This window comes from Nocardia callitridis, from assembly GCF_039543305.1.
GTDB lineage: Bacteria > Actinomycetota > Actinomycetes > Mycobacteriales > Mycobacteriaceae > Nocardia > Nocardia callitridis.
In genome coordinates this window covers 1,984,615-2,004,939 of sequence record NZ_BAABJM010000001.1, presented here as the reverse complement: position 1 = coordinate 2,004,939, position 20,325 = coordinate 1,984,615, and the positions used below count along the sequence as shown (strand labels likewise).

The 20,325-nt window shown below is 65.6% G+C and carries 20 protein-coding genes; 10 read left to right on the top strand and 10 right to left on the bottom strand.

Going from position 1 to position 20,325, the window contains the following annotated elements; translation table 11 throughout:
• The first annotated feature begins 57 nt into the window (after nucleotides 1-57).
• From ABEA50_RS08635 to ABEA50_RS08615, 5 genes are read left to right on the top strand one after another with little or no spacing between them, the layout of a single operon-like run.
• The gene (locus tag ABEA50_RS08635) at nucleotides 58-972 is read left to right on the top strand and encodes an SIS domain-containing protein (protein ID WP_345494550.1); all 915 of its coding nucleotides are present in this window, start codon (nucleotides 58-60) and stop codon (nucleotides 970-972) included.
• A 57-nt stretch (nucleotides 973-1,029) separates the two neighbouring features.
• On the top strand, nucleotides 1,030-1,965 hold the full coding sequence (locus tag ABEA50_RS08630) for an ROK family protein (RefSeq protein WP_345494549.1): 936 nt from the start codon (nucleotides 1,030-1,032) through the stop codon (nucleotides 1,963-1,965).
• Entirely contained in the window at nucleotides 1,962-3,110 is a 1,149-nt protein-coding gene (locus ABEA50_RS08625; protein ID WP_345494548.1) for an N-acetylglucosamine-6-phosphate deacetylase, read from the top strand. Before ABEA50_RS08630 ends, ABEA50_RS08625 begins: the two co-directional genes overlap by 4 nt.
• Nucleotides 3,107-4,057, top strand: a complete 951-nt coding sequence (locus tag ABEA50_RS08620) for a hexose kinase (protein WP_345494546.1) — start codon at nucleotides 3,107-3,109, stop codon at nucleotides 4,055-4,057. The genes ABEA50_RS08625 and ABEA50_RS08620 overlap by 4 nt, the downstream gene beginning before the upstream one ends.
• A 55-nt stretch (nucleotides 4,058-4,112) precedes the next feature.
• Nucleotides 4,113-4,940, top strand: a complete 828-nt coding sequence (locus tag ABEA50_RS08615) for a class II fructose-bisphosphate aldolase (protein WP_345494545.1) — start codon at nucleotides 4,113-4,115, stop codon at nucleotides 4,938-4,940.
• A gap of 837 nt (nucleotides 4,941-5,777) precedes the next feature.
• On the opposite strand, the gene ABEA50_RS08610 is transcribed toward ABEA50_RS08615, so the two are convergent.
• From ABEA50_RS08610 to ABEA50_RS08590, 5 genes are all read right to left on the bottom strand, one after another.
• Nucleotides 5,778-6,056 (bottom strand): DUF3349 domain-containing protein, encoded by a 279-nt coding sequence (locus ABEA50_RS08610; protein WP_345494543.1) that lies wholly within the window; start codon nucleotides 6,054-6,056, stop codon nucleotides 5,778-5,780.
• Between the two features lie 9 nt (nucleotides 6,057-6,065).
• The gene (locus tag ABEA50_RS08605; protein ID WP_345494542.1) at nucleotides 6,066-6,638 is read right to left on the bottom strand and encodes a DUF3349 domain-containing protein; all 573 of its coding nucleotides are present in this window, start codon (nucleotides 6,636-6,638) and stop codon (nucleotides 6,066-6,068) included.
• 10 nt (nucleotides 6,639-6,648) lie between these two features.
• Complete coding sequence (locus ABEA50_RS08600) at nucleotides 6,649-6,933, bottom strand: hypothetical protein (RefSeq protein WP_345494541.1); 285 nt, start codon at nucleotides 6,931-6,933, stop codon at nucleotides 6,649-6,651.
• Nucleotides 6,934-6,944: 11 nt separating this feature from the next.
• Nucleotides 6,945-8,147: an inorganic phosphate transporter gene (locus ABEA50_RS08595; protein WP_345494540.1), complete on the bottom strand. Its 1,203-nt coding sequence runs from the start codon at nucleotides 8,145-8,147 to the stop codon at nucleotides 6,945-6,947.
• Nucleotides 8,148-8,247: 100 nt separating this feature from the next.
• A complete protein-coding gene (locus ABEA50_RS08590; RefSeq protein ID WP_345494539.1) occupies nucleotides 8,248-9,759 on the bottom strand; it encodes an ATP-dependent DNA ligase in 1,512 nt (503 codons plus the stop codon).
• A 94-nt stretch (nucleotides 9,760-9,853) separates the two neighbouring features.
• Here ABEA50_RS08590 and ramB point away from each other — a divergent pair, with 94 nt between their 5' ends.
• Nucleotides 9,854-11,260, top strand: coding sequence for an acetate metabolism transcriptional regulator RamB (gene ramB, locus ABEA50_RS08585; protein ID WP_345494538.1), 1,407 nt, complete (start codon nucleotides 9,854-9,856; stop codon nucleotides 11,258-11,260).
• Nucleotides 11,261-11,367: 107 nt separating this feature from the next.
• On the opposite strand, the gene ABEA50_RS08580 is transcribed toward ramB, so the two are convergent.
• Nucleotides 11,368-11,841, bottom strand: a complete 474-nt coding sequence (locus tag ABEA50_RS08580) for a hypothetical protein (protein ID WP_345494537.1) — start codon at nucleotides 11,839-11,841, stop codon at nucleotides 11,368-11,370.
• A 194-nt stretch (nucleotides 11,842-12,035) separates the two neighbouring features.
• Nucleotides 12,036-12,461 (bottom strand): DUF4254 domain-containing protein, encoded by a 426-nt coding sequence (locus ABEA50_RS08575; protein ID WP_345494536.1) that lies wholly within the window; start codon nucleotides 12,459-12,461, stop codon nucleotides 12,036-12,038.
• Nucleotides 12,462-13,541: 1,080 nt separating this feature from the next.
• Between ABEA50_RS08575 and ABEA50_RS08570 the strand changes: the two genes are divergently transcribed.
• The 3 genes from ABEA50_RS08570 (at nucleotide 13,542) to ABEA50_RS08560 (ending at nucleotide 15,084) form a co-directional block, all read left to right on the top strand.
• A complete protein-coding gene (locus tag ABEA50_RS08570; protein WP_345494535.1) occupies nucleotides 13,542-14,429 on the top strand; it encodes a helix-turn-helix domain-containing protein in 888 nt (295 codons plus the stop codon).
• Complete coding sequence (locus tag ABEA50_RS08565) at nucleotides 14,419-14,610, top strand: DUF397 domain-containing protein (RefSeq protein WP_345494534.1); 192 nt, start codon at nucleotides 14,419-14,421, stop codon at nucleotides 14,608-14,610. The genes ABEA50_RS08570 and ABEA50_RS08565 overlap by 11 nt, the downstream gene beginning before the upstream one ends.
• A 201-nt stretch (nucleotides 14,611-14,811) precedes the next feature.
• Nucleotides 14,812-15,084, top strand: coding sequence for a hypothetical protein (locus ABEA50_RS08560; protein ID WP_345494533.1), 273 nt, complete (start codon nucleotides 14,812-14,814; stop codon nucleotides 15,082-15,084).
• A gap of 115 nt (nucleotides 15,085-15,199) precedes the next feature.
• Here ABEA50_RS08560 and ABEA50_RS08555 read toward each other — a convergent pair whose 3' ends face one another.
• The gene (locus tag ABEA50_RS08555; protein ID WP_345494532.1) at nucleotides 15,200-16,123 is read right to left on the bottom strand and encodes a TetR/AcrR family transcriptional regulator; all 924 of its coding nucleotides are present in this window, start codon (nucleotides 16,121-16,123) and stop codon (nucleotides 15,200-15,202) included.
• A 75-nt stretch (nucleotides 16,124-16,198) separates the two neighbouring features.
• On the opposite strand from ABEA50_RS08555, the gene ABEA50_RS08550 reads away from it, so the two are divergent.
• On the top strand, nucleotides 16,199-17,446 hold the full coding sequence (locus ABEA50_RS08550; RefSeq protein WP_345494530.1) for an MFS transporter: 1,248 nt from the start codon (nucleotides 16,199-16,201) through the stop codon (nucleotides 17,444-17,446).
• A 27-nt stretch (nucleotides 17,447-17,473) separates the two neighbouring features.
• Here ABEA50_RS08550 and ABEA50_RS08545 read toward each other — a convergent pair whose 3' ends face one another.
• The gene (locus ABEA50_RS08545; protein ID WP_345494529.1) at nucleotides 17,474-19,303 is read right to left on the bottom strand and encodes an acyl-CoA dehydrogenase; all 1,830 of its coding nucleotides are present in this window, start codon (nucleotides 19,301-19,303) and stop codon (nucleotides 17,474-17,476) included.
• 134 nt (nucleotides 19,304-19,437) lie between these two features.
• On the bottom strand, nucleotides 19,438-20,301 hold the full coding sequence (locus ABEA50_RS08540) for an NERD domain-containing protein (protein ID WP_345494528.1): 864 nt from the start codon (nucleotides 20,299-20,301) through the stop codon (nucleotides 19,438-19,440).
• Nucleotides 20,302-20,325 lie beyond the last annotated feature (24 nt).

Below are 20,325 nucleotides of genomic sequence, written 5' to 3'. Positions count from 1 at the left end.
GTGACCGATTTCGTTGTTAAGTTGACATGAACGATCACCGGGGCGATTGTTGTTGTCGTGCCGAATTCCGACCGTTCCCGCCCAGCGCCTTACCTGGCCGCCGAGGTCTCCACCCAGCCCGACGACTGGGCCGGCGCGGACGCCATCGCCACGCGACACCGCGACATCCTGCCCCGCGAGGGTGAACGTGTCGCGGTAATCGGCTGCGGCACTTCGCTGTTCATGTCTCGCGCGTTCGCGGCGCTGCGCGAGTCCTCCGGTCACGGCGTCACCGACGCGTGGTCGGCCAGCGATGTGCACCACACCCGCGACTACGACCGCTACCTGGTGATCTGCCGTTCCGGCACCACCACCGAGGTGGTCGAGGCGATGCGCGCGCTTCCCGCCGATGTCCCGCGCGCGGTGATCTGCTCCAGCCGAGGCACTCCGGTACTCGATCTCGCCGAGCCGATCCTCATCGACCAGGTGGACGAACAGTCGGTCGTGCAAACCCGTTTCGCGACAACGACACTCGCGATCCTGCGTAGCCACCTCGGCGAAGACCTGACACCGGTCATCGCGCAGGGCCGCGCGGTACTCGCCGAAGATCCCTCGGTCTCGTTGGCGCAGGTGCGCGCCGCGGCGCAGATCAGCTTCGTCGGCATGGGATTCGCCGCCGCGATCGCCGACGAGGCGGGTCTCAAGCTGCGCGAGTCCTGCCAATCCTGGACCGAGGCATACCCCGCCACCGAATATCGGCACGGCCCGATCAGCATTTCCGCGCCGGGACGCGCGGTGTGGGCGTTCGGCCCACTGGTCGAGAACTTCGCCGACGACGTGGCCGCCACCGGCGCACACTTCGAACATCGCGCTATCGATCCGATGGCGGATCTGCTGCGCGTGCACCAACTGTGCCTGCTGCGCTCGGCCGATCTCGGTCTCGACCCCGATCATCCGCGCAGTCTCGCGCGCTCGGTCCTACTGAAGCCGTGAACCCGCACGCCGAACTGGCCTGGCCGCGCCCCCGCCGCGCACCGCATGCGGGCCGTCGTGGTTGACACCGCGGCGCTCGCCGAGGACGCGTCGGTGCTCGGCATCGACGTCGGTGGCACCACCATCAAAGGTGAGATCACCGACGCCGACGGCACAGTGCTGGCCGCGCACACCGTGCCGACACCGTTCGGAGAGCGCGCATTCGAGGCCGTCGACGAACTCGGCGACCGCCTGCTCACCGAACTCACCGGCCCGCAACGGGATCGGGTCGCGCGCGGCGCGCTCATCATGCCGGGCATCGTGGACACCGAGCGCTCGATCGCCGTATTCAGCAGCAATATCGGTTGGCACGACGTCGCGTTGGGCGACCGGTTCACCCGGCGCTGGGGCATCGAGACGGTGATCGAACACGATGTGGCCGTTGCGGGTTGGGCGGAATGGCGATTCGGCGCTGGCCGTGGCCACCGCACCGTGTGCGTGCTCATCCTCGGCACCGGCATCGCGGGCACCCTCGCGGTCGATGGTCGACTGGTGCGCAGCGCCTACGGGCAGGTGGGCGAATACGGCCACGTGCCGATCCGGCGCGGCGGCGGATTGCCCTGCGCGTGCGGCAATACCGGCTGTGTGGAGACCGTGGCATCCGGCGCGGCGATCAGCCGGGCGTATACCCGGCGCACCGGTACCACTATCGACAGCGCCGCAAAGGTTTTCGACATCATCGACACCGATGCCGATGCCGCCGCCGTGGTAGCCGACGCGGTCGACGCACTCGCCGAAGGACTACTCGGCATCGTCCACGCCGCCTGCCCCGAGTTGCTCATCCTCGGCGGCGGCCTGGCCGGTGCCGCGACCGTACTCACCGAGCCACTGCACAGCGCGCTCACCGAGCGCCTACGACTGGTGCCAGCGCCGAGGGTCGTCGTCGGCGAATTCGGCGCCCGCGCCGGACTGGTCGGCGCGGCGCGACTGGCGCGACAGGGTGCCATCGGATGAGCACCGAGATTCGCGGCCGCATCGTCTCGGCCAGCATCGAACTGGACGATGGAGTTATTTCTGTGCGGGGTGAACGCATCGCGTCCGTCACCCCGTTCGTGGAGTGGTCTTCGACACACCGGCACTCCCCCGAACCACAATTTTCCGGGACCATATTGCCCGGCCTTGTGGACCTTCACAATCACGGCGGACTCGGGCATCGGTTCGATTCGGTCGATCACGCACAGGCGCGTGCGGCGGCGAGTTACCACCACGCGACCGGAACGACGACGCTGCTCGCCAGCGTCGTCACCGGGCCGGTCGAGGAGATGGTCGCCCAGATCGCCATGCTCGGCGAACTCGCACGAGAGGGTGTGCTCGCCGGGATTCACGCCGAAGGCCCCTTCCTCTCGCACGCTCGCTGCGGCGCGCAGGACCCCCGATTTCTGCACGACCCCGACCCCGCCACGGCCGAACAACTCCTCGCCGCGGGCGGTGGTCAGCTCCGGGTGATGACGCTCGCCCCCGAGCGCCCCGGCTACGCGGCGCTCGCGCGGCAGCTCGCCGAACGCGGCGTCGTCGTCGCACTAGGGCACAGCGACGCCGACTTCGCCACCTTCTCGGATGCCCTGCGCCCCAAGGGTTCAGGCGGTCTGGTCACGCACCTGGCCAACGGTATGCCGCCGACGCACCACCGCGCTCCCGGCCCGGTCGCGGCGAGCCTGGTGGCCGCGGCGGCCGGAAACGTGACCGTCGAACTGATCAACGACGGCGTCCACGTCGACCCCGGATTCGCCGCGTTGGTCTTCGCGGCCGCACCCGATCGCGTCGCGCTGATCACCGACGCCATGCAGGCCGCCGGTCTCAGCGACGGCGAATATCGACTCGGACCCCAGGCTGTCACGGTGCGCGACGGCGTCGCCAGAATCGCCAACGGTTCGATCGCGGGCGGGGTGAGCACGCTGCTGTCGTGTCTGGCGCGGACAGTGCGCGAATCGGGCATTCCCCTGCGCGCGGCGGTCCGCGCGGCGACATCGACTCCCGCGGCCGTGCTCGGACGCACCGATATCGGCGACCTGCGGCCAGGGCAATACGCCGATCTCCTGATCGTCGGTGACAACTTACAGTTGCGTCGCGTGCTCAGACGTGGATCGTTGATGTCGTGATCCTCACCGTGACGATGAACCCCGCCTACGACATGACCTACCGTGTCGAGCACTTCGAACGCGGCCAGGCGCACCGGGTCCGTTCGGTGGAACAGCGCCTCGGCGGCAAAGGCATCAATGTCACCCGGGTGCTCAACCAGCTCGGCAAGTACGCGCGTGCCACCGGATTCTCCGACCACGCCTTCGCCGCCGCCGCCGAACTGGAGATGCCGGTCGATTTCGTGCACGCCCTGCCATGGGTGCGGCGCACGGTGGTGATCAGCGAATCCGACGACGCCACCGCCACCGCGCTCTGGGAACCCGGCGCGCGGGTGTCCAACCCGCACGCGGCCGAGCAGCTCGCCGTCCGGGTGACCGGCCTGCTGCCCGATATCGACGGTCTCGTCATCTCCGGGTCGCTGCCAGGTGGCATCGACCCGAGCCTGCCCGCCGAGATCGCGCGCGCCGCTATCGCCGCCAATGTGCCGACCCTGTGCGATATCGACGGCGACGCGCTGCGCCTGGCCGCGCAGGTACCCGGCGTGGTGCTCACCCCCAATGTCGACGAGCTCCGGCTGCTCACGGGTGTCGAATCCGCAGGCGCCGCAGAAGTTTTCGAGGCCGCCCAGCCATTGATCGACAACGGTGTTCGCGCCGTGGTGGCCACCAGGGGCAGCGCGGGCATCGTTGCCGTCACGAAGGCGGGCGCGTGGTCGGCGGCGCTGCCCGAACCGATCGCCGGAAACCCCACCGGCGCGGGCGATTCCGCGACCGCGGCGGTGATCGCGGGGCTTTCCGATCGCGGCACCCCGGACTGGCCCGCCATCCTGGTCGACGCCGTCGCGACCTCCGCCGCCGCCGTGGTCATCCCGGTGGCGGGCGAGATCGACCGCGCCCTGCGCAAGCGACTATCCCCGACCGTGCTCGTCGAACAAGTGGAACTACCCAGCCGCCAAGAAGCCTCGTGACTCACACGGCGTCTCGGCGCACGTGGGGTCGGCCCTACCTCCAGGAGACCTCGCCGTGCCGTTGACGCCGGTTCCCGACCTGATCGCCGCCAGCCGTCCCGGTGGTCTCGGCGCGTTCAACGCGATCACTCTCGAACACGCCGAGGCGATAGCCTCGGCCGCCGAATCCACGAAATTGCCGGTGGTGATCCAACTCTCGGAGAACACCGCGCGCTATCACGGCAGCCTCGCGCCACTCGCGCTCGCGTGCCTGCGCATCGCGGCCGAAAGCACCGCCGCCGTCGGGGTCCATCTCGATCACGCTACGACACCAGAATTGGTATACACCGCAGTCGAATTGGGAATCGACTCGGTGATGTACGACGGCGCGGCCCTCGACTACGCCGCCAATGTCGCCACCACCGCCCAACTCGCGCGCTGGTGCCGCGATCGTGGCGTGCATATCGAAGCCGAACTGGGTGAGGTCGGCGGCAAGGACGGCGCGCACGCACCCGGTGCCCGCACCGACCCCGACGAGGCCGTCGCGTTCGTCGCCGATACCGGCATCGACGCACTCGCCGTCGCCGTCGGCTCCTCGCACGCCATGCACACCCGCGACGCGGAACTCGACAACGAGCTGATCGCCCGCCTGGCCGCGAAGGTCCCGGTTCCCCTTGTGCTGCACGGTTCTTCCGGCGTCCCCGACGCGGGTCTGCGCGCCGCCGTCGCCAACGGCATGCGCAAAATCAACATCGCCACCCGCCTGAACATCCAGCTCACCGACACCATCCGAACAACTCTCGCCCACTCACCGGCCTTGTCGGACCCGAGGAAGTACCTCACCCCCGCCCGCCACGCGGTCCACACCGAAACCGAACGCCTGCTGCGCTTGCTGGCTGCCTGAACTGTTTCTCGTGCCGGGGACCTCACGCGTTTACCCACGCCATGGGTCGCACCCGCCGCACGCACTACTGGGAAGCAGCCAAGACCGGCACGATACGCACCGAACCCGAACGCCCCCCGCCTACTGACCGGCACATCGCGCCTACGAGCGAGCCCTCGGCTCGAGCCGCGCTCGCGACTGCCACGGTGACATATCGCCTTTGGACTTCCGACTCACTCCGGACGTCGACCACGGTCGAGCCGTCGCGTTCGAAGATCACCGACGCCACTCGGGCCGACGACGAGCTCGCGCCGTGACGACCACAGCCCCTTCCCGTCATGACCGGCCCGACGCGCCTAGACCGGCACCCAAACGGCAGCTGCGCACGCCGTCTGCGCGGGCAAGCCGCAGTCGCACGCGCCCGACTGCTCGCGCCATCCTGCGGATAGTCCACGCCCGAGGAAGGTGCGCTCCTCGCAATTGGTCCGGCAGGTCCCGGTGCGGGTGGTCGGGGACGCACTACTGAATCAACCACGGCGCGAACACCCTGACCATCGCGACCCCGACAGGTGGACGCGATACCGTTCGGCCGCAACAGCTGCATGCACCGCGCAGCCGAAAGCCTTGTCGCGCTTAATGTTCCGAATCGGTGCGGCCGGTGAACTCGGCGCGGCAGCGACTCCCGGAAACGAGGGTGGTCGACGGCGCCGGAGGGGGACGGCGCCGTCGACCGTGGTGGGACAAGGGCAGCTGCCCACCGGTGAAATGTCGGAACGCTTCCCCGACATATTCACTTTGGCTGTGGCACCTGTGGAAATCCCTGGATGCGGATGTGAGGAGGCTGAGAGCTGTTGGCGCTCACTCGTCGTGCGGCCAGGCGTGTAGCCGGGCCTGCACGCGCGCGACATCCGTCTCCGAAGGCATTTCGTTGGTGACCTTGGTGATCATCACCAGGATGTCGGTCTTGTCGGCCGGGAGTTCACCGGATCTGGTGAGTTCCGCGGCGATCTCGCGCACCTCGTCGTCGGCGAGGCGGCGGCGCAGCAATGCCAGCAACGGGATGTAGTCGGCTTCGGGGACACCGTCGGGGTACCCGGCGCGCAGCCACTCGATGATGGTGTTGAGGAACGGCGGCATGCGATCGTCTCAGTCCGAATCGGCGGGCGGGTCGGCCAGCGGCCATCCGCCCGCGGCGAGATGCGCGGCGACCCGGGCGATATCGCTGTCGGAGGGTCGCAGTTTGGCGTAGCGCTCGATCGCCTCGACGATCTCCTCGTGGCTGATCGCGGTGGCCAGCACGGTGTCGTCGGCGGTGGTGTCAGCCGGGGCGTCGCCGGGTGCCCGACCATCGGCCCTGCCTGCATTCGATTCGGCGGCATTCGGCTCGGCAGCGATGAATCCGGCGGACTCGGACGCGAGCGGACCGGCGGACTCGATGTTCTCGGGGGCCTGCACGTTCTCGGTGCCCGCTGCGTTCTCGGTGCCCGCTGAGCCCACTGTGTCCTCGGCCTCGGTCCCCGACGCGGCGATCAACTCTTCGGCGATCGCGGCCACCTCGAAATCGGTGAGGTGGCGGTGCAAAACCGCGAGCAGTGCGACATAGTCCGAACGCGGCACCCCCTGCGGATACCCAGCACGCAACCACCCGACGATCTTGTGCAACAGGTTGGGCCGCACCGACCCTGATTTCGCCTGGTCGGTCTTCGCTTGGTCAGTCACGGATATCCCTTCAGGACTCGCCGAACAGATGAATTCCGAGCTTGGCGGCGATGAAAGCTTTCGCGGTGTAAAGGATTCCGACCACGATCGCCGCGAGCACCAGTCCGAAGCACAACAGCGCGACCAGCAGCGCCGGGTAAGCGCGCTGGCCCGCACGGCCAGCTTCGGTGACTGGCGCGGCGATCGACCAGAATCGCACACCGACGGCGAAGATCATCGGCAACCCAGCACCGAGTATCAACCCGGCCAGCGTCACCTGCCACAGGGCGTTGAGATTCGTGATGAGCGTGTGCACGGTTACTCCTCCTAGGCCCGAGTGGAGTGGGTCGTCGATTCCGACAACGAGGTCGGCAGCTGCACCGGCTGTGGTGCGCCGTCGCCGGGCCATTCGTTGACATTGCTGGTGTCGACCGGATCACGCCGCGAGCGCACATACATCAGAGCCGAAAGCACGAGCAGGATCGCGAACACCACAAGCACGCCGGGCAAACCGCCGATGAAATGCGCGATGGCCCAACACAACGCACCGGCGACACCGGCCAGCGGCAGGGTGAGCAGCCAGGCGACCGCCATCCTGCCCATCACCCCCCAGCGCACCTCGGCGCCCTTACCGATGCCGGTGCCGAGGATCGAACCGGTGGCGGCCTGCGTGGTCGACAGCGGCAAACCGAAGTGCGCGGAGGTGAGAATGATCGCGGCCGAGGACGATTCGGCGGCCAAACCCTGCGGCGAATCGATCTCGACCAGCCCACGCCCGAGGGTGCGAATGATCCGCCAGCCACCGAGGTAGGTGCCCGCGGCGATAGCGAGGGCGCACGCCCCCATCACCCACAGCGGCATGTCGTCGTTCTTGGTGAGCGTGCCGTGCGCGACGAGCGCGAGGAAAATCACGCCCATCGTCTTCTGCGCGTCATTGGTGCCGTGCGCGAGCGAGACCAGCGAGGCCGAACCGATCTGCCCCCACCGGAACCCCTCTTCGACCTTGCCTGGATCGGATCTCTCGGTGATCCGGTAGACCAGCCAGGTGCCGATCGCGGAGACGAGCCCCGCGACGATCGGCGCCAGCACCGCGGGCAGGATGATCTTGACGACCACGCCGTCGGATCCGGCGGCCCAGATCACGCCGCTCCAGCCCAGCGCGGCGAGGGTGGAACCGATCAGTCCGCCGAACAGTGCGTGCGAGGAACTCGACGGCAGACCGAACAGCCAGGTGACCAGGTTCCAGAGGATGCCGCCGACCAATCCGGCGAACACGATGATCAACAGATCGTTGCCGCTGACGGCGTCGAGCCGAACGATGCCCTTGGCCACGGTGGCCGCGACGGCCACCGAGAGAAACGCGCCGACGAGATTGAGAACCGCCGAAAGTGCCACGGCCACGCGGGGCCGCAGCGCTCCCGTGGCAATCGAGGTCGCCATCGCGTTCGCGGTGTCGTGGAAGCCGTTGGTGAAATCAAAAGCCAGTGCGGTGACGATGACTATCAGCAGAATCAGTAATTCGACGGTCACCCCTACAGTGTGCGGCACCGCAAATACGATCCTCAGGCACCATCCGGTAAACAGTTGGCAGGGATTTGGCAACTCTTCTGTTCGGTCGCCAATCCCCCGCTCATGGCAGTAATCGCCGGACCGCGTCGATGGTGTCGGCGTCCTCGGGACGCTTGTCCGGTCGGTAGCGCACCACGCGAGCGAACCGCAACGCGACCGCACCCGGATAGCGCGAACTCACCTGCACCCCGTCGAGTGCGATCTCGACCACCAGTTCCGGCCACAGATACACGGTGTGCTCGTCGCTGCTGCGTTCGTGACGGGGGAATTCGACTGTCTGCCACTGCAGGAGCGCGTCGGTGAGTCCTTTGAAGGTCTTGCCGACCATCACCGGTTCACCCGTTTCGCCGTCGCGCGCACCGAGGTGCAGGTTGGACAGATATCCGGTGCGGCGGCCGTAACCCCACTCCGCGCCGAGTACCAGCAGGTCGAGGGTGTGCGTGGGTTTGATCTTCTGCCACGCTCGCCCGCGCCGACCCGCCGCGTAGGGCGCGTCGAGCGCTTTGATCATCACCCCCTCGTGCCCCGAGGCGAGCGCACCGTCGAAGTATTCTTCGACCACCTCGTTGTCGGGTCGGATGATCGCTGGAATGCTCTGTGTGGGAGCGACTTTCGTTAGTGCCGCCCGGCGCTCGAGCAACGGCGCGTCCAGCAGATCAACGCCGTCGAGGTGCAAACAGTCGAAGAAATAGGGATGCAGCAGTAGCTCGCGAGTGGAGCTCACTTCGGCGAAGCGGCTCATCGTTTCCTGGAAGGGTCGCGGCCGACCGGCGTCATCGAGTGCGAGGGTTTCCCCGTCCAGCACCACGCTCTCGCAGTCGAGGCCGCGCGCCAATTCGACGAGTTCGGGGACACCGCCGGTGATATCACGCAGGGTCCTGGTGAAGACCCAGACCTCCGCGCCGCGGCGATGGACCTGGATGCGCGCGCCGTCCATCTTGTGTTCCACGCTCACCGCACCGTCGAACTCCGCCATCGCCTCCTCGAGCGAGGCACCGGGTGCGGCCAGCATGGGACGCACCGCGCGGCCCACCTCCAACCGGAATTCGCGCAGGGCCGCCTCGCCCCCGGTACGCGCGGCGGCGGCCGTGATCGGCAATTGCCCCGAGAGCATGTAGGCGCGGCGGACCAGCTCGACCGGTACGCGCGCGGCCACCGCCACGGCCTCCACGACGAGGGCGGCGAGCGCGCCCTGGCGCAATTCGCCACTGAGTAGGCGCAGCAGGAAACTCTGCTCGTCCCGCGTCGCGGTAGCCCACAGTCCTGCGAGCAACTCGACGCGGGTGGCGCGCGCGCCTGTGCCCTTCGTCTCCGCGATGCGGCGCAACGCATCGTCCACCTCGATCACCGACAACTGCTCGTCCTGCGCGGCGCCGTGTTCCAGCGCGGTCAGGGTGCGCCAGCCGATGCCGAGGCGCCCCTGCGGCAGCTCCCCCGACACCCACGCGACTACGGGCGCGAGTTCCTCCGGGGCGGCCGATCCCAACAGCTCGGCCAGCGTCGCGATCTTGGTCTTGCGCGAGGTGGTGGCGCGGACGGCCGCCGAAACGCGGACGACATGCGAGAACAGCACGAACTCGACGGTAGCCGGTCGGTATGACAATGTGCGGCAATCAGCTGTTAATGCTTTCTTGGCAAGCTTGCGAAACAGGCATATTCTCGGTCACATGGCCAAGACTTACGTCGGCGCGCGCCTTCGCCAGTTGCGCACCGAGCGGGGGCTCAGCCAGATCTCACTCGCCCAGAAGTTGGAGATCTCGGCGAGCTACCTCAATCAGATCGAGCACGACGTGCGCCCGCTGACGGTGCCGGTGCTGCTCAAGATCGGCGACGTCTTCGGCGTCGACGCGACCTTCTTCTCCTCCCAGGACGACACCAGACTCATCGCCGAACTCCAAGAGGTCGCGATGGACCAGGAGCTCGGCATCGAGGCCGACACCCAGGAGATCGCGGATATCGTGTCGGCGCATCCGACCATGGCGCGCGCCCTGGTCAACATGCACAACCGCTACCGCAATACCTCCGCCCAGTTGGCCGCCGCCACCGAGGATCGCTTCGCCGACGGCGCGGGCAGCGGTGCGATCAGCAAGCCACACGAGGAAGTGCGCGACTACTTCTACCAACGCCAGAACTACATTCACGAATTGGATACCGCCGCAGAGGAACTCACCGCACGTATCCGATTACACGGCGGCGACGTGAAAACCGAGATCGCCCGCACCCTGCGTTCGCACGACGTGCACATCATCGAGCGCATCGACCTCGGCGAAGGAGTCCTGCACCGCTACGACCCCGCCACCAGGCAGCTCGAGATCGCGCCGCACCTCTCGGGCGGTCAGCGCACCTTCAAGCTAGCGGCCGAATTGGCCTACTTCGAATGTGGTGAACTACTCGAAAAGCTGGTCGATGAAGGCAATTTCGCGTCCGAAGACACTCGCCGCCTGGCAATGCTCGGCTTGGCCAACTACTTCGCCGCCGCGACGGTCCTGCCGTATTCCCAGTTCCACGAGGTCGCCGAGAAATTCCGCTACGACATCGAACGCCTCTCCGCGTTCTTCGCCCAAAGCTACGAAACCATCTGCCACCGCCTTTCCACCCTGCAACGCCCCGAACTACGCGGAGTCCCCTTCTCCTTCGTCCGCGTAGACCGCGCGGGAAACATGTCGAAACGCCAGTCCGCCACCGGTTTCCACTTCTCCTCCAGCGGCGGCACCTGCCCCCTCTGGAATGTCTACGAAACCTTCGCCTACCCCGGCAAGATCATGACCCAGATCGCGCAGATGCCCGACGGACGCAAATACCTCTGGATCGCCCGCACGGTAGAACGCCGCGCCACCCGCTACGGCCAACCCAGCAAGACTTTCGCCATCGGCCTCGGCTGCGAACTACGCCACGCCGGACGCGTCACCTACGCCGACGGCATCGACCTCGACCAAGTGCAGCCGACTCCGATCGGCGCCGGGTGTCGCGTGTGTGAGCGCGCGAACTGTCCGCAACGCGCGTTTCCGCCCTTGGGGAAGGTGCTCGATATCAGTGAGCATCGGAGTTCAGTATCGCCATACGTGTTGAAGTAGCACGTCACTCGGTCGGGCGCACACTCTCCTGTGTCCCGGCATCAACGAGGTCGACCACGCGGTACCAATGGACGAACAGCTGGAGCGGCACGGCTCTCGGCCACCAGCTACGTTGCCAGCAGCCATTCGGTCAGGACCGCGAAGTCCGTGTCGAGCAGCCCGCGAAATCCATCCACTCGATGAAGCAAAGCCCTGCCACAGTGGTTGCCTCTCACCCAGGCCATGTCTTGTTGTCTGATCTCGTCATCGATCCAGATGAAACGGCGCCCCTCGGCCAGGCTGACCAAAGTCCGGGTTTTCCAGTGCAACTCATCGTCGTAGTAGTCGCCGCCGGGATACTCAGGCAACCTCGCTACCGGAAGCTGCGGCAGACCGAGAATCGGGGCAATGACACGGTTGGCGTCGTCACCCCACCCGGTAGCCCACATCAATTCGCACCCCAACCCCAGCAGCCTGTCGCCGAGCACCCGAGTCAACCCGGACAAGGCCGGGTTCGTCGGCTGTTGCCATGCAGACCAGTCGATCTCCTCTACTGAAGGCGCCGCCGCAGGACGCGGTAGCAACGTCCCATCGACGTCCAAGAACAACAACGGTGGTTTCGAGCCAGCCCTCACGCACACATTCTGCGGCTTAGTCCGGGCCACCGGACGCCGTTTCCCTGCGTGCCAGGCTGGAACACCCGCGGCGGTGGATTGTGCACGGCAAGTGCTGATCTAGGCCGGAACGTATGACCGCACAGTCAGGCGCTCGGCCCGGAAAGTAGCGACGCAGGTGTTCATCGCGCGCCGGGTAGGCGGCGGCGGCCGGTGTGAACGTCGGTGGCTAGGTCTTCGTAGCCGATGGCCAACTGGGCCAGGTGTTCCCAGGTTTTCCAGAGGTCTTGTTCGTGGGGGCTGGTGAGGGCGGCGTAGGCGTGGGAGGTGAGGTTGGCTAGGCGGTCTATTACTGTGCCTGCGGATTCGGTGTGGATCATGGCGCTGCCGTGGGTGGGTGGGAGGTTGTTGGTGATCCAGTGGTCGATGGTGGTGATCAGGGTGGTGCGGTGGCGGTCGACGTCGGGGTGGGTGGACTCCGGGGCCGCGCGTTTGCGTTCGTGGAGTTCGGTGAGTTGGTGGGCCCAATGTAAGAGGGGGTGGTCGGCGGTGATTGTTCCTCGACAAGCTTGCAGGAGTGCGTTTTTCGGCGGGAATACTGGGATCACGTCGCCGACCCACCCGTTGCCGTGACGGTGACTCCGCGCACTTGGGAATGCGTGCCGCGCGGTTGTACTCGTGGTGGTTCGATCGCAGTGCGCACGCAATCCGCTATCGCGCCCGCACTATCCACCAGTACGACCGCACTATCCGACATCGCACACGCACCATCCACCGCCGCGCCCGCACCAACCACCAGCACACCCGCGCCATCCGACATCGCACTATCCGCTATCGCATCCACGCCATCCGACATCGCGCCATCCGCTATCGCATCCACGCCATCCGACGTCGCGCCATCCGCTATCGCACCCGCACCAACCACCAGCACGGCCGCGCCATCCGGCATCGCACGATCCGCTATCGCACCCGCGCTATCCGACATCGCGGCGCCGCTGCTCAGTCGACGCACGGTGCCACAGGACCATGGTCGAGGCGCGTACTGCGGTGATCAGGAGGCTCGCGGAGGGACGGAAGGTGCTGCGGGGTGGTTCGATCCATTGGCGGATCGCGCCCGGTTGGGTGGTGGGCGAGGGTAAGGCGATCATGGCGCCGCTTCGGATTATCGAGACGTTGAATCGGAGCATTTCCACATCGAGGGACAGTTCGTTCGGGGCGTCGGGTCGGACGAGAAATGTCCACCTGCTCGAGCGTGGGTGTCCCACAATGGGTCCCGTCGCATGGCCGAGGTCGCGCAAATGCGTTCGCAACCAGTGGCCGAATCGGGCGGGCATGGCCATGCCGGTTACTCGGCCCGCACGCATCATGATTCGGTCCGAATCGGGGGGTTCCACTACGGCGGGGAGATCGCAGACCCGGCGGTAATAGTGGCATCGATCCTCTGGGGTGTCGCCAAAGGGAATGTGGTTCATGGAAGATCTTTCTCCGATCACAGAGCAGGTGTCTCGAATGCGTCGGCGGCGCGATTTCGCGCCGATCACGAAACCAAGAACATCACGAGCCATGTTGCCGCACAATGTCGTTCGTGAAGCTTCGAGAAAACTCTTCGGTCTCCGCAGAGCTCGGCTCCAGCGGATTCAGCTCATCATTCATCAGGGGTTTCGACCTCATTCACCGTGGGGGAATCAATGAGTGAAACAGGATCGACTCTGACTCGACGGCAACTCGGACGGTATCTCCGAGAGGCTCGACAAGAGAACAATCTGACGATCGTCCAGGCGGCGGACCTCATGCAGTGGAGCGAATCCACATTGCAGCGCTTGGAAACCGGGAATGCGGAGAAAATCCGCTGGCGGGATGTGCGCGAGCTGTGCCAGTTGTATGACGTGAGTAGGGAGATGACAGCCGCGCTCGTCGGTCTTGCCCAGCAGGCGCACGTGAAGTCGTGGTGGCATGAATTTGGTGAACTGATACCCGAAAATTTCAGCGTCTATGTCGGTTTGGAATCTTCAGCCCGGACCTTGACCGCGTATCAGCCCGATTTGGTGCCAGGCCTCCTGCAAACCGTGGACTACGCGCGAATCCTCGCAAGCATCGCATCACCAACAGATTCGGCCGCAGAGCTCGCGGGTCGTGCACAGATTAAAGTTCGCCGACAGTCGATAGTCACTCGATCCAGGACGCCAGCCACCCTCGAAGTGGTCGTGCACGAAGCTGCGATACGCCGCGTTGTCGGCAACCCGCAGGTCATGGCGGCACAGCTGCGGCATATGGCAGACGCCAGCACGATGCCGAACGTCACCATTCGCGTCCTGCCGTTCGCTGCCGGTACACCATTGGGTGCCTCGATCTCACCGTTCGTCATCCTCGCGTTCGGAGAGTCATCGAATGGCAAACCTGTAGAGCCGACAGTTGTCTATCTGGAGAATCTCTTGGGCGACCTGTATCTGGAGAAACCAGTTGCTGTCGACCGCTATTATCATGCGCACCAGGCGCTTCAGGCAAAGGCGCTCAACGAAGTTGCGACCCGCGAGGCGTTCCGGAAGATTGCAAGGGAGTACGAGAATGAGCGTTGACCTGTCCGGTGCACAGTGGTTCAAGAGCAGCCGCTCCTCGGGCACCAAAGAGTGCGTCGAAGTAGCCTTCCTCCAAGACCACGTAGGCGTACGCGACAGCAAAAACCCCACCGGCCCCGCCCTCATCTTCACCTCCGCCGAGTGGACCACCTTCCTCAAGACCACACCAAACCCCAAGTAGCCCATCACATCTCCCCACCACCCGCCTACCAAGATCACCAGGACATCCCGGCGCCTCCTTCCGACAATCGCTGCGCCGATGTCCTGGTGATCATCTGGGAGAGCTACGCGACACTTTGCGTACTCAGCGGCTTTTGGTGACGGTTTCGTATTCGCGAACCGCGCAGAGTGGGGCCGCGTTCGTGATGAGCACCCTCGCGCCGTGTACGCCCGCATCATCGCCGTTTACGAGTTGGCCGACTTGATCCTTGGCGAACCTTCCGAGTCGGGGAACGTCGAAGACACCAAGTCGTATCTGCAAGCAATCGGACAAAAGTGGTCCATCCGTCTCGCGAATATCGGTGTCGCCGACGTGACTCCGTACTTGCGCGAGGCCGTGCACAACACCTCGACCCGGCTACTTCCGGAAAAGCCGCTCGTGGTCTACGGCATACCGACGATCGACGACGACACCGAATTCACCGGCACCGCGTAAATTCTGGCCGACGTCACGACGCCATCGCGTCGCTTCCGACAGTCGGCGTATTGGTGCCCAGCCAACCATTTGCCGAGCGGTGGGTCGGGACCTAGCTCTCCACCGGGCGGGAGGCTCACCCTGCGTTGTTCGCCAAAAGCTTGAGCACCACCGGACGCGACAGCGTGCCGTCGACCTTCCTGGCCAGGGCGTTCGCACCGGCGCCCGCCGCATGAGCGGCGCGCAGTTCCGCGTCGAGTTCCGCGCGGGCTTCCTCGGCTGCGGCTCGTGCGCGCCGGAGCCGTTCTGCTGCCGCGTCGACCCGGTCACCCTCGTGGGCGCCCGATGTCGGCTCGGCCACCACGGATTCTCTCGGCACGTCGGCGGTGTCCGACGCGCCAGCATGATTCGGCGCACCGGTCAATTGGTTTACCAAATCCTCGGCAGTCGGCTCAGCTCCTATCCCCTGCGCCGAAAAGTGGTTGCGTAGGGCGGTTCTCGCGAACTCGATGAGGAATCGCTTGGTGGCCTGCTTGTCTTCGGCGGCGTCGCCTAGCAGCAGCTTGGTGGTTTGGGGGACCGCGAGGCTCCAGTTGCACAGGCCGCACAGGGCGAGCAGCACGTAGCCCGCGTGTTCGGCGTCGACGCCGAATTGGGTGATGGCACTGTCGAATTTGCGTTCGTAGTGCTGTGCGCGCCAACCGTCGACGTCGTGCACGTCGTCACCGCCGCGTTGCAGCGCCTCCCACAGCAGCATGCGCAGCAGCTGTGGGTGCTTGTCGTGATAGTCGAACACCCTGCTCACGTAGCCACCGGGATCGCTTTCCGGCATCGGGCGGGCGACCTCGACGAACTCGCGCATGGCGTCGACCAGGATCAGGTCGAACAGCTTGTCCTTGTTGCCGAACAGGCCGTAGATGCGTTCCTTGTTCACCCCGGCCGCCTCGGCGATGCGGTCGACCCGCGCACCGGCGAGCCCGTACTCAGCGAACTCGTCACGCGCCGCGCCGAGCAGGGCATTTTTGGTCGCGTCGCTGCGTTTCACCGTGGTGGCCGACATGAACGCGATTTTACCATCTCGTTAAACCAACTATTTGGTTGACAACTCGATTCGGCCGCGCCTACTGTCGTCCGCATGGCATCGCCCACCGTGCACACCACCGCCGTCGCGCCCGAATTCTCCGGCGCCTCCGGCAAGATCGAACGCGCGCACACCGCGCGCACACTTCCGGTTTTCGTCCTCTCGGCCCTGTTGGCAACCGGCCAAATGTATGTCCCCATTCCCCTGTTCAACGCGATGCGCGCGGACTGGAACGCCGAGGCTAGCGTGATGACCTGGATCATCAGCGCCTTCGCGTTCGGCTACGCGGGCGGCTTCGTTCTCTTCGGTCCGCTCGCGGATCGCTACGGACACCGCAAAGTACTCACCGCCGGCCTACTCGTCGCCGCAGTGGTAACCATATTGACCGGCTTGGCAGTCAACCCGGAAATGGCCGTCGGATTGCGCGTGGCCCAGGGGTTGGCCGTCGGATCCATTCCACCCGCGATCATGGCCTACGTCGCCACCAAGATCACCCCGAAGCATCGGGCCGTCGCGACCGTTTCGGTGGCCACCTCGTTCCTCGCCGCGACGGTGATCGCACAGATCGTCTCGCAAGCGGTAGTCGCGTCGTTCCCGTGGCGCACCGTATTCCTCGGCTCCGCAGTCGTTTTCGTGATCCTGGCGCTGACCGTGCGCCGTGTGATGCGCGAAGACACCCCCACCGGCCGCGATCTGCCGCTGCACCACAGCTACGCCGCAATCCCCCGGGTCCTGCGCATCTGGGCGCTGCTGCCGATGCTGGTGGCGGGCGCGATGAGCATGGCCGTCATGGTCGGCGTGTACACCGGGCTCGAATTGACCGGTGTCGTCGAGGGATCCGGTGAGCTACTCGCCTTGCGCGCCGGTGCGCTTCCGGTCTTCGTGCTGCTGCCGCTGCTGGCGGTCCCGCTGGCGCGACTGTCCAAGCACAGTCAGATCGCGCTCGGGGTGCTCGTCGCCGCGGCGGCCATGGTCGCGGCCACCTTCGAGGGTTCGCACCTCGCGGTGCTCACCGTCCTGTTGGCGATCCTCGTCGGCGGACTCGGCATCATCGGCCCCGCGGTCTTGCAGAGCGCGGGCGAGTTGGGTGGTCACGCACGGGCGGCGGCCATGTCGGTAGCGATGTTCAGCTTCTACGTCGGCGCCACCGTCGGACCCTTGGTGGCGGCTGCCGCCGCGCCACACGGCTTTTCGGCGCTGGCGTGGACCATGACACTGTTGCTTCTTGGTTCGCTCGGCATGACCGTGCTCGGCTTGGTCGTTCAGCGAACCACCACGCGCGCAACCGAAGCGGCCGCATGAGCCCGCTGGGCGTCAACCGACCTCGGCTCAGAAGGCGTCTTCGGAAAGTTCCATGATGTCGTTGTCGAGTGCGGCCAGTATCGTGCTGGTCGCACTCAACTGCGGTAACACGTTGCGCGCGAAGAACTTGGCGACCGCAACCTTTCCGGCGTAGAAACTCGCGTCCCTGGTCGCCGCCCCCTCCGCGAGTGCGGCGGTCGCGATCTCGGCCTGCACCAGCAGTCGCCAGCCGATGAGTAGATCACCCATCGCGTACAGGAAACGCACCGAGCCGAGACCCACCTTGTACAACTCGGCCGGATCTTCCTGTGCGGCCATGAGATAGCCGGTGAGCGTGGCGGCCATCGCCCGCACGTCGGCCTGCGCGGTGGCCAACAAACCACGTTCGGTGTCGAAATGGCCTGACTTCGCCTCCAGGAACGCACTGATCTGGCCGTCGACATGCGCCAGGGCCGAACCGTTGTCGCGAATGATCTTGCGGAAGAAGAAGTCCTGGGCCTGGATCGCGGTGGTGCCCTCGTAGAGACTGTCGATCTTCGAGTCCCTGATGTACTGCTCGATCGGGTAATCCTGCAAGAAACCGGAACCACCGAGGGTCTGCAACGATTCGGTGAGGTACTGGTAGGCGCGTTCGGAACCGACACCCTTCACCACTGGAAGCAACAGGTCGTTCACCCGATGCGCGAGATCCGCGTCGGCACCCGAAACCAGCTGCGCCACATCGGGATTCTGGTGTGCGGCGGTGTAGAGATAGACCGCGCGCAATCCTTCCGCATAGGCCTTCTGCAAGGCCAGCGACCGCCGCACATCCGGGTGGTTGGTGATCGGCACGCGCGGTGCGGCCTTGTCCGACATCTTCGTGAGGTCAGCGCCCTGTACGCGCTGCTTGGCGTATTCGAGCGCGTTCAGGTACGCCGTCGACAAGGTGCCGCTGGACTTGATGCCCACCATCATGCGGGCGTTCTCCAACACCTGGAACATCTGCGCGATGCCGTTGTGCACGTCGCCGACCAACCACCCCTTGGCGGGGACGTCGGTGGCGCCGAAGGTGAGTTCGCAGGTAGGTGAGGACTTCAACCCCATCTTGTGTTCGACATTCGTGACGTAGACACCATTACGTTCGCCCAACTCCATGGTTTCGGAATCGAACAGGAACTTCGGCACATAGAACAGCGAAAGCCCCTTGGTGCCGAGCTTCGCACCTTCGGGCCGCGCCAACACGAGGTGGAAGACGTTCTCCGAGGCCGTACCCACATCGCCGCCGGAGATGAACCGCTTCACCCCTTCGAGATGCCAAGTGCCGTCGGGTTGTTCGACCGCCCTGGTGCGTCCCGCGCCGACATCCGATCCGGCGTCCGGTTCGGTGAGCACCATGGTCGCCGCCCAACCACGTTCGTAACCCTCACTCGCCCAACGCTTCTGCTCGTCATTGCCGACGTTGTAGAGCACCGAACCGAGGGCTGGACCCATGTTGAAGAAGCTGGCGTTCGGGTTCGCACAGGTAATCATCTCGCTCACCGCCCACACCAACGCGGCGGGCGCACTCGTGCCACCCATCCCTTCGGGGAGGCCGAGCCTACTCCAATCCGCTTCGCGCACAGTGCGAATGGTGGCCAGCAGCGAGTCGGGAACCGTCACCGAGAAGGTTTCGGGATCGTAGCCGACGGGGTCGCGGTCTGCGGAGGCGAACGTTTCGGCCAGCGGGCCCTCCGCGAGACGTTTCACCTCACCGAGGATCGCGCGCACGGTCTCGGAATCGAGATCACCGTATGCACCCGTATCGAGCAGCTTGTCCAGGCTCAACACCTCGAACAAGTTGAATTCGACGTCCCGCACGTTGGCCTTGTAGTGACCCACCGTGTCCTCCAGTTTTCGGCTCGCGAGGTATGGCAAACCGAAGATTGCCGCACCCCCGCGACACTACGCAACCGTAGCTTGCCGGTGACCGAATAAATCACACACCGACCGTCCACGCATGGACCGAACGGCGATCAACAGTCCCGCTGCAGCGGGAAACATTCCTTCGGTTGGTACGGCGGGGGCGACGGCGTCGGACTCGGCTCAGTGGTCGTCACCTGATCCGGATTGCGTGCGTCCTGAACCCACGAGTCGACGACGACGCCGACCACCAACACCATCCCGATCATGGCGACCGCGAGGACAATCCAGCCGGCGTAGGACTGACCCTTCGACGGCATACCGGGTGCGGTTAGCGTCTTCGGCGCTTCGGGCGGCGGGGTGATGATCGCTACCGGCTCCGGCGCCTTCTCCTCGAATCCGTCGTCGGTGAGCTCACCTCGAGTGGGAGTGCGGTCGTCGAGACCCAGTGCGGCACAGGCACCGCGTACCCGGTCGGCGGTCCAATTCTTCGAACCGTCGGAAAACCCCTCCAGGTAGATCCGCAATTCGGTGGTGTCGGAAGCATTTCCGACGACCACATCAAGACCCGGACGCAGATTCGTGCGACCCGGTCGCACCACCGCTCCCCGAAACGGCACGAGAACGATTGCGCCGCAAATGTATCCGGGGTCGAGGCTGGCTTGTTCCAACGCGACACCGACCTCGGACATGGCGTGCTCGAGCGGTCCGATCGGATTGTCGGCCACGCTGTCCAACTCGGCGACGCTATTGCTCACCGTCCACGGCTGCGTGGCCGAGAGCGCCAGAATGCCGCTCTGCCTGCGCCGGAAGCCGCACACGTCGAGCACGATCGGCCCGTAGGGGGTGAAGATCAGCGCATCGATGCGCCGATCACCGATTTCCACATCGATGACCGCGAGAGCGGTCGTCGGATAGGTGCGCAGGCATTCGACGAATTCTTGCTCGGCGCCGGAGGGTTGTGCCCCCTGCCGCATCCTCACCAGCATTGTCTAGCTCGT

Bases quoted from the DNA above. Each gene is read 5' to 3' on its own strand.
- ABEA50_RS08625 (WP_345494548.1), top strand. From the start codon at position 1,962: ATGAGCACCGAGATTCGCGGCCGCATCGTCTCGGCCAGCATCGAACTG.
- ABEA50_RS08610 (WP_345494543.1), bottom strand. From the start codon at position 6,056: ATGCCGCCGTTCCTCAACACCATCATCGAGTGGCTGCGCGCCGGGTAC.
- ramB (WP_345494538.1), top strand. From the start codon at position 9,854: ATGGCCAAGACTTACGTCGGCGCGCGCCTTCGCCAGTTGCGCACCGAG.
- ABEA50_RS08570 (WP_345494535.1), top strand. From the start codon at position 13,542: ATGAGTGAAACAGGATCGACTCTGACTCGACGGCAACTCGGACGGTAT.
- ABEA50_RS08565 (WP_345494534.1), top strand. From the start codon at position 14,419: ATGAGCGTTGACCTGTCCGGTGCACAGTGGTTCAAGAGCAGCCGCTCC.
- ABEA50_RS08555 (WP_345494532.1), bottom strand. From the start codon at position 16,123: ATGTCGGCCACCACGGTGAAACGCAGCGACGCGACCAAAAATGCCCTG.
- ABEA50_RS08550 (WP_345494530.1), top strand. From the start codon at position 16,199: ATGGCATCGCCCACCGTGCACACCACCGCCGTCGCGCCCGAATTCTCC.
- ABEA50_RS08540 (WP_345494528.1), bottom strand. From the start codon at position 20,301: ATGCGGCAGGGGGCACAACCCTCCGGCGCCGAGCAAGAATTCGTCGAA.